Annotated in this window: 10 protein-coding genes; 4 read left to right on the top strand and 6 right to left on the bottom strand. The window is 68.6% G+C overall.

Translation table 11 applies throughout. The features are described from left to right. Positions 1-63: 63 nt before the first annotated feature. The 3 genes from ACFWB8_RS30350 to ACFWB8_RS30340 all read right to left on the bottom strand — a co-directional run bounded on the left by ACFWB8_RS30350 (position 64) and on the right by ACFWB8_RS30340 (position 3,173). Entirely contained in the window at positions 64-1,332 is a 1,269-nt protein-coding gene (locus ACFWB8_RS30350) for an MFS transporter (RefSeq protein WP_385234143.1), read from the bottom strand. Between the two features lie 106 nt (positions 1,333-1,438). Next, entirely contained in the window at positions 1,439-2,521 is a 1,083-nt protein-coding gene (locus ACFWB8_RS30345; protein ID WP_385234140.1) for an inositol-3-phosphate synthase, read from the bottom strand. Between the two features lie 49 nt (positions 2,522-2,570). Then, the gene (locus tag ACFWB8_RS30340; protein WP_365921848.1) at positions 2,571-3,173 is read right to left on the bottom strand and encodes a helix-turn-helix transcriptional regulator; all 603 of its coding nucleotides are present in this window, start codon (positions 3,171-3,173) and stop codon (positions 2,571-2,573) included. Between the two features lie 275 nt (positions 3,174-3,448). Here ACFWB8_RS30340 and ACFWB8_RS30335 point away from each other — a divergent pair, with 275 nt between their 5' ends. Together ACFWB8_RS30335 and ACFWB8_RS30330 are read left to right on the top strand one after the other, a co-directional pair. Then, complete coding sequence (locus tag ACFWB8_RS30335; protein ID WP_385234137.1) at positions 3,449-6,010, top strand: transglycosylase domain-containing protein; 2,562 nt, start codon at positions 3,449-3,451, stop codon at positions 6,008-6,010. A gap of 89 nt (positions 6,011-6,099) precedes the next feature. Next, positions 6,100-7,560 carry a glycosyltransferase family 87 protein gene (locus ACFWB8_RS30330; RefSeq protein ID WP_385234134.1) on the top strand — a complete coding sequence of 487 codons (1,461 nt, stop codon included), beginning with the start codon at positions 6,100-6,102 and terminating at the stop codon, positions 7,558-7,560. Between the two features lie 3 nt (positions 7,561-7,563). Here ACFWB8_RS30330 and ACFWB8_RS30325 read toward each other — a convergent pair whose 3' ends face one another. From ACFWB8_RS30325 to ACFWB8_RS30315, 3 genes are all read right to left on the bottom strand, one after another. Beyond that, the gene (locus ACFWB8_RS30325; protein ID WP_385234131.1) at positions 7,564-8,595 is read right to left on the bottom strand and encodes an alanine racemase; all 1,032 of its coding nucleotides are present in this window, start codon (positions 8,593-8,595) and stop codon (positions 7,564-7,566) included. Positions 8,596-8,665: 70 nt separating this feature from the next. Beyond that, positions 8,666-9,784 (bottom strand): lipid II:glycine glycyltransferase FemX, encoded by a 1,119-nt coding sequence (locus ACFWB8_RS30320; RefSeq protein ID WP_385234128.1) that lies wholly within the window; start codon positions 9,782-9,784, stop codon positions 8,666-8,668. Positions 9,785-9,915: 131 nt separating this feature from the next. Continuing rightward, positions 9,916-10,230: a hypothetical protein gene (locus tag ACFWB8_RS30315; protein WP_385234125.1), complete on the bottom strand. Its 315-nt coding sequence runs from the start codon at positions 10,228-10,230 to the stop codon at positions 9,916-9,918. 250 nt (positions 10,231-10,480) lie between these two features. Between ACFWB8_RS30315 and rpsF the strand changes: the two genes are divergently transcribed. Together rpsF and ACFWB8_RS30305 are read left to right on the top strand one after the other, a co-directional pair. Then, the gene (gene rpsF, locus ACFWB8_RS30310) at positions 10,481-10,771 is read left to right on the top strand and encodes a 30S ribosomal protein S6 (protein ID WP_015034882.1); all 291 of its coding nucleotides are present in this window, start codon (positions 10,481-10,483) and stop codon (positions 10,769-10,771) included. Positions 10,772-10,843: 72 nt separating this feature from the next. Beyond that, positions 10,844-11,443, top strand: coding sequence for a single-stranded DNA-binding protein (locus ACFWB8_RS30305; RefSeq protein WP_385234122.1), 600 nt, complete (start codon positions 10,844-10,846; stop codon positions 11,441-11,443). Positions 11,444-11,476: the final 33 nt, after the last annotated feature.

The following is an 11,476-nucleotide window of genomic DNA, read 5'->3' as shown; positions in this document are numbered from 1 at the left end:
GTCGATGTTTAACGTGAAACAACGACCGCCGACGCCCGTCGCGCTTCGTTCAGGGGCGCTGTTTCACGTGAAACATCGCTCCTGTCGGGCGAGGAGCAGCGAGGTCGTGGCGTAGAGCGCGGCCACGGCCAGGATCAGCGGTGCCGACTGGCCGTTGACCGGGAGCATGAGCGAGGCCACGGCCGCGGCGCCGACGAACGCGACATTGAAGAGCACGTCGTAGACGGAGAAGACGCGACCGCGGAACTCGTCGTCCACCCGGGACTGGACGACGGTGTCGGTGGAGATCTTGGCGCCTTGGGTGGCGAGGCCCAGGACGAAGGCGGCGGCCAGCATCGGTCCGGGGGCGAAGAACAGGCCGAGCGCCGGCACCAGGACCGCGGCGCCCGCGGCGCAGACGGTGATCGCGCCGAGGGTGCCCAGCCGTCCCACCAGCCAGGGAGTGATGACGGCGGCGGCGAAGAAACCGGCCCCGGAGACGCCGACCGCGACACCCAGCAGGGCCAGCCCGTCGGACTCGTTGTCCGACCACGAGTAGCGGCAGAGCATGAGCAGCGTGACGAACAGGGCGCCGTAGCAGAACCGCATCATGGTCATGGCGCCGAGCGCCTTGGCCGCATCGCGCCGGTCGGCCAGGTGCCGCAGGCCCTCGGCCATGCCCCGGACGGTGAGGGTGACCCCCTCGGCGACCGACGGGTGGGTCCGGCCCGGGGGGTGGTCGGGCCCCAGGAGGCCGATGGCCAGGCGCAGGGAGGCGAGGGCCGCACACAGGTAGAGGCTCGCCCCGAGCAGGACGACGACGGCGTCGGAGTCGGAGGCCAGCAGCCGGACGAGGAAGGCCAGCCCTCCGCCGGCGACCGCCGCGAGCGTGCCGGCGGTGGGGGAGAGCGCGTTCGCGGTGACCAGCTGGTCCGGACCGACGACCCGCGGCAGGGAGGCGGCGAGCCCGGCCAGGACGAACCGGTTGACGGCGGTCACCGACAGGGCCGAGGCGTAGAACAGCCAGTCGGGCACGTGCGAGACGATCAGCATGCCGGTGACGCAGGCGAGGAGGGCCCGCAGCAGGTTGCCGTAGAGGAAGACCTGGCGGCGGCGCCAGCGGTCGAGCAGCACCCCGGCGAACGGGCCGACGGCCGAGTAGGGGAGCAACAGCACCGCCATGGCCGAGGCGATGGCCGCGGGTGAGGTCTGCTTCTCCGGGGAGAAGACGACGTAGGTCGCGAGCGCCACCTGGTAGACGCCGTCCGCCGCCTGGGAGAGGAGCCTCACGGCGAGCAGGTTGCGGAAATCCCTCAGACGCAGGAGTACGCGCAGATCACGTACGACAGCCATGAGGGCAAGGGTCACATACGCGGAGGGTCCCCGGGCGTATTGCCCGGGGACCCTCCGCGGAAGAACAGCCGAAGTCAAGGTGTCCTCAAGGACCCTTGGGGCTCGACTAGCGCTCGACCTCGCCCTTGATGAACTTCTCGACGTTCGCGTAGGCCTCGTCGTCGAAGTACTGCACCGGCGGGGACTTCATGAAGTAGCTCGAAGCCGACAGGATCGGGCCGCCGATGCCGCGGTCCTTGGCGATCTTCGCGGCACGCAGGGCGTCGATGATGACACCGGCGGAGTTCGGGGAGTCCCACACCTCGAGCTTGTACTCGAGGTTCAGCGGGACGTCGCCGAAGGCGCGACCCTCGAGGCGGACGTAGGCCCACTTGCGGTCGTCGAGCCACGCGACGTAGTCGGACGGGCCGATGTGGACGTTCTTCTCGCCGAGCTCACGGTCGGGGATCTGCGAGGTGACGGCCTGCGTCTTGGAGATCTTCTTCGACTCGAGGCGGTCACGCTCGAGCATGTTCTTGAAGTCCATGTTGCCGCCGACGTTGAGCTGCATGGTGCGCTCAAGACGGACACCGCGGTCCTCGAACAGCTTCGCCATCACGCGGTGCGTGATGGTGGCGCCGACCTGCGACTTGATGTCGTCGCCGACGATCGGGACGCCGGCCTCGGTGAACTTGTCCGCCCACTCCTTGGTGCCGGCGATGAAGACCGGGAGGGCGTTGACGAAGGCGACCTTGGCGTCAATGGCGCACTGGGCGTAGAACTTCGCCGCGGCCTCGGAGCCGACGGGGAGGTAGCAGATCAGGACGTCGACCTGACGGTCCTTGAGGATCTGGACCACGTCGACCGGAGCCTCGGGGGACTCCTCGATGGTCAGGCGGTAGTACTTGCCCAGACCGTCCAGGGTGTGACCGCGCTGCACGGTCACGCCCGTGTTCGGGACGTCGCAGATCTTGATGGTGTTGTTCTCGCTGGCGCCGATGGCGTCCGAGAGGTCGAGGCCGACCTTCTTCGCGTCGACGTCGAACGCGGCGACGAACTCGATGTCACGCACGTGGTAGTCGCCGAACTGGACGTGCATCAGACCGGGGACCTTGGCCGCCGGGTCGGCGTCCTTGTAGTACTCGACGCCCTGCACCAGCGAGGCGGCGCAGTTGCCTACGCCGACGATGGCTACGCGAACCGAACCCATTCCGGTTGCTCCCTGTTTGTTCTCGGACGAGGCCTGCGAGGTGCAGGTCTCACTTTGCAGTTTCGTCGGACGGACCGGGTCGTCTCTGATCCCGTCCCGCCCGCTCACTCTCGATGAGCTCGTTCAGCCAGCGCACTTCGCGCTCGACGGACTCCATGCCGTGCCGTTGCAGCTCAAGCGTGTAGTCGTCGAGGCGCTCCCGCGTACGGGCGAGCGAGGCCCTCATCTTTTCCAGGCGCTCTTCCAGCCGGCTCCGGCGGCCCTCCAGCACCCGCATGCGCACTTCTCGTTCGGTCTGACCGAAGAAGGCGAAGCGGGCGGCGAAGGACTCGTCCTCCCAGGTATCGGGTCCCGTGTGGGAGAGCAGCTCCTCGAAGTGCTCCTTACCTGCTGCCGTCAACCGGTAGACGATCTTGGCGCGGCGCCCTGCGAGTGAAGCGGCGAGAGCGTCTTCCGGGGCGTTGCCCGGTTCTTCGATCAACCAGCCGTTGGTGACGAGCGTCTTGAGGCAGGGGTAGAGCGTTCCGTAGCTGAATGCCCTGAACACCCCCAGCGAGGTGTTGAGCCGCTTGCGCAGCTCGTACCCGTGCATGGGGGATTCGCGAAGCAGGCCGAGGACGGCGAACTCAAGGATGCCTGAGCGCCTGCTCATCCGCCTGCCCCTCATCCGCTTCGGAGTCGTTATGTCGAGCTGATGTATCGGCTCGATACATCCAGACGATAGAACGGGGCGCCCTCGGCTACAAGTGGGGGAGAGGTGACCGGCATCACATCACCAATTCGTACGAGGCAAGTTGCCTGTTTTGGGGTGAACTTCGGCACTGATTGGGTTTTGAGCGTGCGTAGTCTGTGGGCCATGACGCCGGGGGGAACCGGAACTCACCCGCCGCTTCCAGGCCACTCGCCTGCCCGAGGAGTAGTCGTTCGATGAGCGAGCACCGACGCAAACCGCCGCAGCCCGAAGGCGGTGGTCGCGCTGCGGCCCGCCGGGCCGCCCAGCAGCGCCCCGGCCGGGGCGGCGCGTCCGGACATGACGTCCCGACCGCTTCCCCCGGCGGCCCGCACGGGGAGCAGCCCAGTCACGGCAGCCGCTCCGAGGGCCGCCGGGCCGGCGGACGGCCGTCCGCCGGACGCGGTGGTGCCAAGGGCGGTGGCGGGACGGGGCGGCCGGACAAGCGGTTCATCAACTACCCGCGCTCCGACAAGGACGGCTGGAAGCGTTTCGTCCCGTCCTGGAAGCTCGTCGGCGGCACGGCCCTGGGCTTCTTCGCGATCATCACGGCAGGTGCCGGCATCGGCATCGCCTCGGTGAACACACCCGACGCGAACAAGACGGCCAAGGCTCAGAACAACGTCTACCTCTGGGCCGACGACACCCAGATGGTCGCGACCGGCGGGTCCATGAACCGCCAGATCGTGCCCATCGGGAAGATCCCCCGGTCGATGCAGAACGCCGTGATCGCGGCGGAGAACGAATCCTTCGAGTCGGACAAGGGCGTCGACCCGATGGGTGTCGCCCGCGCCGTGTGGAACATGGCCAAGGGCGGATCCACCCAGGGCGGCTCGACGATCACCCAGCAGTACGTGAAGAACACGTACCTGGACTCCGACCAGACGCTCAAGCGCAAGGTCACCGAGCTCTTCATCTCGATCAAGCTGGGTGTGACCGAGGAGAAGAACACGATCCTCGCGGGGTACCTGAACACCGCGTACTACGGGCGTGACGCCTACGGCATCCAGGCGGCCGCCCGCGCGTACTTCGGCAAGGACTGCCAGGACCTGACCCCGTCCGAGGGCGCCTTCCTGGCCTCCGTGCTCAAGGGCCCCAACCTCTACAACCCGGACGGCGGCATCGGCTCCGCGGCCACGCCGCAGCTGAACACCGAGCGGGCCAAGCAGCGCTGGGCCTGGGTGCTGGACCGCGAGGTCACGGTGGGCCGCATGGAGCAGTCCGAGCGGCAGCAGTACAAGGAATTCCCCAAGATCATCGAGTCCGAGCAGGCCCGCAACATGTCCGGGCAGATCGGCTACATGGTCGACACCGCCAAGGCCTACGTGATGAAGACCAAGGGCCTCACGGCGGAGGACCTGGCCAAGGGCGGCTACCAGATCCACACCACCTTCGACAAGCCGAAGGTGGACGCGCTGGTCAAGGCCGTCGAGGAGACCCGCGACGGGTTGATCGACGAGAAGAAGCGGCCCGAGACCGACACCTTCGTCCAGTTCGGCGCGGCCTCGGTGGACGTGAAGTCAGGCGCCCTCGTCGCCCTGTACGGCGGTCCGGGATTCGACAAGAAGCACTTCAACAACAACGCCAACACCACGGGTGTCCAGGTCGGCTCGACCTGGAAGCCGTTCGTGCTGGCAGCGGCCATGCAGTACGGCACCCAGAACTCCAACGGCGCCGGGATCTCTGCCGACAGCAAGTACATGGCCAACGACCTCACCGTGATCAACAACCGTGAGGGCAAGCCGCTGCGTGACAACTCCGGCAAGCCGTTCAAGCAGAAGAACGAGAGCCCGACCGCCTACGGCTACGTGACCCTGAACGAGGCGATGGAGAAGTCCATCAACGTCCCGTTCGCCCAGCTCGTCTTCGACGTGGGCCACGACAAGGTGAAGTCGGTCGCCCAGTCCGCCGGCATCCTCCCGGAGTCGTTCGACCCGAACAACAACGCCTCCTTCGCGCTGGGCACCTCGACCCCCAGCGCCATCCGGATGGCCGACTCGTACGCCACCTTCGCGGCCTCCGGCACCCACCACGAGCCGTACTCCGTGCGGGGCGTCCAGAAGGACGGCAAGGACCTGCCCGGCTTCGAGGCCCCCAAGGCGCAGCAGGCCATGGACAACTCCATCGCGGACAACGTCACCAAGGTTCTGCGCAACGTCGTCGAGAACGGCACCGGCACCAAGGCGAAGAAGCTCGGCCGGCCCGCCGCGGGCAAGACCGGTACCACCGACAAGAACATGTCGGCCTGGTTCGTCGGCTACACGCCCGAGCTGTCCACTTCCGTGACCCTGTTCCGCTCGGACCCCAACGCGGAGAAGAAGGAACTGATCTCGATGAGGGGCGTGGGCGACATCCCGTCCCTGCACGGTGGTGACATCCCGGCCGAGATCTGGACCAAGTACATGAAGGAGGCGCTGAACGGCGTTCCGGAGAAGGACTTCCCGGAGCCCGACAAGATCGGTGTCGTCGCGGACGCCTCCGGTGCGCCCTCCCCCACCCCCTCGATGGTCCCCTCGCCCTCCGCGTCGACGCCGCCCCCGTCGCCGAGCTCCGAGCCCCCGGCCTCCCCGTCCCCGTCCAAGGGCGGCAAGCCGTCCTGCAAGCCGTGGGACCTGTACTGCGACCCGAGTACCGGCGGGGGCAGCAACAGCGGGGCCACGAACGGCGGAGCCAGCGGATCGCCGTCACCATCGCCGTCCCCGACCAGAGGCCGTCCGGGCGGAGTCACCGGCTTCCCGGCCGGCGGCACCGCTGGCTGACCCGGCCGCCCGCTCCACGCCGGCGAGGGCCGTCGCACCCCGTGCGGCGGCCCTCCCCCATGTCCGGCGCCGTACGGCAGGATGAGCGCATGACGAAGGTGCACGAGGACCGGCCCGTACTGCCCACCCAGCAGGACGAGGTCGCCGCGGCCGGCAGCGAGCTCATCGGCGGGCCGCTGGGCCGCCACGCCCGGCTGGGCGGCCACTGGCTGACCCCGGTGCGCGTCGTGGTCCTCGTAGCCCTGGGGATGTTCGCGCTCGGCATGGTGCAGAAACTGCCCTGCTACGACTGGGCGTGGTTCCAGGGAGCCGGCTCGCAGTACACCCACGCCTGCTACTCGGACATCCCGCACCTCTACGTCGTACGCGGCTTCGCCGACGGCCTCGTGCCGTACTTCGACAAGCTCCCCGGCGACATGCAGTACCTCGAGTACCCGGTGCTCACCGGTCTCTTCATGGAGATCGCGTCCTGGCTGACCCCCGGCGGCGGCGCCATGCAGCACCGCGAGCAGATGTACTGGATGGTCAACGCGGGCATGCTGATGATCTGCGCCGCGGTCATCGCCGTGTGCGTCGCCCGCACCCACCGGCGCCGGCCCTGGGACGCTCTGCTCTTCGCGCTCGCGCCCGCCTTCGCACTCACCGCGACGATCAACTGGGACCTGCTCGCCATCGCCCTCACGGCCGCCGCGATGCTGATGTGGTCCCGCGGCCGGGCGCTGTCCTTCGGCGTCCTCATCGGGCTGGCCACGGCGGCCAAGCTCTATCCCGTACTGCTCCTCGGGGCGCTGTTCGTGCTCTGCTGGCGCGCCGGCAAGTGGCGCGAGTTCGCCATCGCGGCGCTCGGCGCGGCCGGCTCCTGGCTCGTGGTGAACCTGCCCGTCATGGCGTACGCCTGGGACGGCTGGACGAAGTTCTACACCTTCAGCCAGGAACGGCCCATCGACTTCGGCTCGGTCTGGCTGCTGATCTCCCAGCGCACCGGCAACCCCCTGGAGGGCGCCAACACGTACGCCACGGGCCTGACGGTCCTCCTGTGCGCGGGCATCGGCGTGCTCACGCTGACGGCCCCGAGGCGCCCGCGCTTCGCGCAGCTGGCCTTCCTGGTCGTCGCCGCCTTCATCCTGGCGAACAAGGTCTACTCGCCGCAGTACGTGCTGTGGCTCATCCCGCTCGCCGCTCTGGCCCGGCCGCGCTGGCGGGACTTCCTGGTCTGGCAGGCCGGCGAGGTCCTGTACTTCCTCGGAATCTGGTTCTACCTCGCGTACACGACCAGCGGCGACAAGCACCAGGGTCTGCCGCTGGAGGGCTACCAGCTGGCGATCGCCGCCCACCTGCTCGCCACGCTCTACCTGTGCGCGGTCGTCGTCCGCGACATCCTGCTGCCCGAGCGGGACGTCGTACGCCGCGACGGGTCGGACGACCCCTCGGGCGGGGTCCTGGACGGGGCCCCGGACGTGTTCGTGCTCTCTGACGCGGCGAGGGCGCCGCAGGATGCGGCGCCCTCGGAGGGACAGCGGGTCGACTGGGGCATGAACCTCAAGGAATGACCGTCAGGCGTCGAGTACCCGGTCGAACTGCGTGGTGGTGTGGCGCAGGTGAGCCACCAGCTCGTCGCCGACCTTCGGCTCGGTCGCGTCCGAGGGCACGAACAGGATCGACACCTGCATGTGCGGCGGCTCGGCGAACCAGCGCTGCTTGCCCGCCCACACGAACGGCGACAGGTTGCGGTTGACGGTGGCCAGACCCGCCCGGGCGACGCCCTTGGCGCGCGGCATCACCCCGTGCAGGGCCTTGGGAGCCTCCAGACCCACCCCGTGCGAGGTACCGCCGGCGACCACGACCAGCCAACCGTCGGAGGCGGCCTTCTGCTGGCGGTAGCCGAACCGGTCCCCCTTGGCGACGCGCGTGACGTCGAGGACCGCGCCGCGGTATTCGGTCGCCTCGTGGTCGCCCAGCCACAGCCGGGTGCCGATGCGGGCCCGGAAGCGGGTCTGCGGGAACTGCTGCTGGAGCCGGGCGAGCTCCGTGGCCTTGAGGTGGCTGACGAACATGGTGTGCAGCGGCAGCCGGGCCGCGCGCAACCGGTCCATCCATCTGATGACCTCCTCGACGGCGTCCGAGCCGTCCGGGCGGTCCAGGGGCAGGTGCAGGGCGAAGCCCTCCAGACGGACGTCCTCGATCGCCGCGTGCAGCTGGCCCAGGTCCTGCTCGGAGATGCCGTGGCGGCGCATCGAGCTCATGCACTCGATGACCACCCTGGCGCCGACCAGGCCGCGGACCCCGTCCACCGAGGACACCGAGCGGATGACCCGGTCAGGCAGGGGCACCGGCTCCTCGCCCCGCCGGAACGGCGTGAGGACGAGCAGGTCCCCGCCGAACCAGTCCTTGATGCTGGCCGCCTCGTAGGTGGTCCCGACGGCCAGGATGTCGGCGCCCAGCCGGGTCGCCTCCTCGCACAGCCGCTCGTGGCCGAAGCCGTAGCCGTTGCCCTTGCAGACCGGGATCAGCCCGGGGAACTGGTCCTGGATCTGCTTCTGGTGCGCACGCCAGCGCGCGGTGTCGACGTAGAGCGTGAGCGCCATGCCCGTCCGGAGCCTCTCTCGGAAAGCTGCGTGGTGCAGCGGTCGGTGTGTGTGGGTGGGGCGGGGTGGTTCAGCGGCGCGACATGTAGATGTCGAGCGCCTTGTGCAGCAGCTTGTTGAGCGGGAAGTCCCACTCGCCGACGTACTCGACGGCCTCGCCGCCCGTGCCGACCTTGAACTGGATGAGGCCGAACAGGTGGTCGTTCTCGTCCAGGGTGTCACTGATGCCGCGCAGGTCGTAGACGCCGGCGCCGAGCGCGTAGGCGTCGCGCAGCATGCGCCACTGCATGGCGTTCGAGGGCCGCACCTCGCGCTTGTGGTTGGCGGAGGCCCCGTACGAGTACCAGACGTGCTGGCCGACGGTGAGCATTGTGGCGGCAGCCAGCGGCTCCCCCTCGTGCTTGGCGATGTACAGCCGCATCCGGTTGGGGTCCTCGGAGTTGAGGGCCGTCCACTGGCGCTGGAAGTAGCTGAGCGGACGCGGGCGGAACTTGTCGCGCTCGGCCGTGATCTCGTACAGGTGCTGCCAGGTCTCCAGGTCGTCGTAACCGCCCTGGACGACCTCGACGCCGGCCTTCTCGGCCTTCTTGATGTTGCGGCGCCACAGCTGGTTGAAGCCCTTGAGGACGTCGTCCAGCGAGCGGTTGGCCAGCGGCACCTGGAAGACGTAGCGGGGCTGTACGTCGCCGAAACCGGCGCCGCCGTCCTCGCCCTGCTGCCAGCCCATGCGGCGCAGCTTGTCGGACACCTCGAAGGCGCGGGGCTCGATGTGCGAGGCCTCCACGTCACGCAGGCGCTTGACCTCCGGGTCCTGGATGCCGGCCTTGATGGCGGTGGAGTTCCAGCGGCGGATGACGACGGGCGGGCCCATCTTCACGGTGAAGGCGCCCTGCTGCTTGAGGTGCGCCAGCATCGGCTGGAGCCACTCCTCCAGGTTGGGGGCGTACCAGTTGATGACCGGGCCCTCGGGAAGGTACGCGAGGTACCGCTTCACCTTGGGCAGCTGCCGGTACAACACGAGGGCGGCGCCGACGAGTTCGCCGGACTTGTCGAACCAGCCGAGGTTCTCGGAACGCCACTCGTTCTTCACGTCGGCCCACGCCGGGACCTGGCAGTGGCTAGCCGAGGGCAGGCTCTGGAGGTACCCCAGATGCTGCTCTCGGCTGATGGTCCTCAGGGACAGGCTCATACGGGGCGTCTCCTCCGGCGGCTTCGCTGGCTATGGCGCGAAGCCTACTGCGACAAGGGCGCCACCCATCTGGGGGACAGGCCGGGCCTGGGCCGGTGGGAGGCCGGCGCCCTGTCGTGGAGGTCCCCCGGTCAGCCCAGCCAGCCGCCGAACAGTCCGCCGTGGGCCATGCCCAGGAAGAAGCCGATGGCCGAGGCCCCCAGCCCGATGATCAGCGCGAAGCGCTCGCGTGTCGTGACGGAGATGAACTGTCCGTAGGCGCCGGTCAGGATCCCGATCAGCCCGGTCCACGAGCTGAGCAGGTGCAGATGGTCGAAGAACCCCGTGATGAACGCCACGGCGCCCAGGACCAGGGTGACCGCCATCAGGGCGTCCTGGAGCGGGTGGGGCTTGCCGTCGGTCGCGAAGAGCGAGATGGAGGACTGGGGTCGCATTGCCTGTGCCATCGGAAGGCACCTCCTGGCTGAAGCAGAGCGGTGCTGCGGGCCCACCTCCGGCAGGGGCCGGGGGCATAGCACCGAGCACACCCGATGGATACAGATTGTGTCCCCCTGGCGCCGGATTTCAACCGGAAGGAGTCGAGCAGGTAGTCTGTACAGCTGCGCGGTGTCTGCTCTTGGACGCCGTGCGCACGCATCACGACCCTCCTGCCACGGAACGACCGTGGCCGCTGAGTCCAAAGGAGGTGGGTTCCACATGCGTCACTACGAAGTGATGGTCATCCTCGACCCCGATCTCGAGGAGCGCGCTGTCTCCCCGCTGATCGAGAACTTCCTCTCCGTCGTCCGTGAGGGCAACGGAAAGGTCGAGAAGGTCGACACCTGGGGCCGTCGTCGTCTCGCTTACGAGATCAAGAAGAAGCCCGAGGGCATCTACTCGGTCATCGACCTTCAGGCCGAGCCTGCGGTCGTCAAGGAGCTTGACCGACAGCTGAACCTGAACGAGTCGGTTCTCCGGACCAAGGTCCTTCGCCCCGAGACCCACTGAACTTCGGTTCAGCGGTAATCGGGACCGAGTAGCACAGCAGCCCAGCAGCAATCCCCGCCGAGAGGTTCATCCATGGCAGGCGAGACCGTCATCACGGTCGTCGGCAATCTCGTCGACGACCCCGAGCTGCGCTTCACCCCCTCGGGTGCGGCGGTCGCGAAGTTCCGTGTCGCGTCCACTCCCCGCATCTTCGACAAGCAGACCAATGAGTGGAAGGACGGCGAAGGCCTGTTCCTGACCTGCTCGGTCTGGCGTCAGGCGGCGGAGAACGTCGCCGAGTCCCTTCAGCGGGGCATGCGCGTCATCGTGCAGGGCCGGCTGAAGCAGCGGTCGTACGAGGACCGTGAGGGTGTCAAGCGCACGGTCTACGAGCTGGACGTCGAGGAAGTCGGCCCCAGCCTGAAGAGCGCCACGGCCAAGGTCGCCAAGACCACCGGTCGCGGTGGCCAGGGTGGATACGGCGGCGGCGGTCAGCAGCAGGGCGGCGGCGGTGGCAACTGGGGCGGAGCCCCCAGTGGCGGCGCCCCGCAGGGCGGCGGAGCTCCCTCCGACGACCCGTGGGCGTCCAGCGCGCCGGCCGGCGGCCAGCAGCAGCAGGGCGGCGGCGGTGGCGGTTGGGGCGGAAGCTCCGGCGGCTCCGGCGGTGGCTACTCGGACGAGCCGCCCTTCTAGGGCAGCTCGCACCCCCACTTCTTGATCACACAG

It is taken from the genome of Streptomyces sp. NPDC060031 (assembly GCF_042736805.1).
Lineage (GTDB): Bacteria > Actinomycetota > Actinomycetes > Streptomycetales > Streptomycetaceae > Streptomyces.
The sequence above is the reverse complement of the archived record's forward strand: the minus strand, read 5'-3'. Positions and strand labels throughout refer to the sequence as shown.

Coding starts and splice junctions, on each gene's coding strand:
- ACFWB8_RS30350 (WP_385234143.1), bottom strand. CDS start 1,332: ATGGCTGTCGTACGTGATCTGCGCGTACTCCTGCGTCTGAGGGATTTC.
- ACFWB8_RS30345 (WP_385234140.1), bottom strand. CDS start 2,521: ATGGGTTCGGTTCGCGTAGCCATCGTCGGCGTAGGCAACTGCGCCGCC.
- ACFWB8_RS30340 (WP_365921848.1), bottom strand. CDS start 3,173: ATGAGCAGGCGCTCAGGCATCCTTGAGTTCGCCGTCCTCGGCCTGCTT.
- ACFWB8_RS30335 (WP_385234137.1), top strand. CDS start 3,449: ATGAGCGAGCACCGACGCAAACCGCCGCAGCCCGAAGGCGGTGGTCGC.
- ACFWB8_RS30330 (WP_385234134.1), top strand. CDS start 6,100: ATGACGAAGGTGCACGAGGACCGGCCCGTACTGCCCACCCAGCAGGAC.
- ACFWB8_RS30325 (WP_385234131.1), bottom strand. CDS start 8,595: ATGGCGCTCACGCTCTACGTCGACACCGCGCGCTGGCGTGCGCACCAG.
- ACFWB8_RS30320 (WP_385234128.1), bottom strand. CDS start 9,784: ATGAGCCTGTCCCTGAGGACCATCAGCCGAGAGCAGCATCTGGGGTAC.
- ACFWB8_RS30315 (WP_385234125.1), bottom strand. CDS start 10,230: ATGGCACAGGCAATGCGACCCCAGTCCTCCATCTCGCTCTTCGCGACC.
- rpsF (WP_015034882.1), top strand. CDS start 10,481: ATGCGTCACTACGAAGTGATGGTCATCCTCGACCCCGATCTCGAGGAG.
- ACFWB8_RS30305 (WP_385234122.1), top strand. CDS start 10,844: ATGGCAGGCGAGACCGTCATCACGGTCGTCGGCAATCTCGTCGACGAC.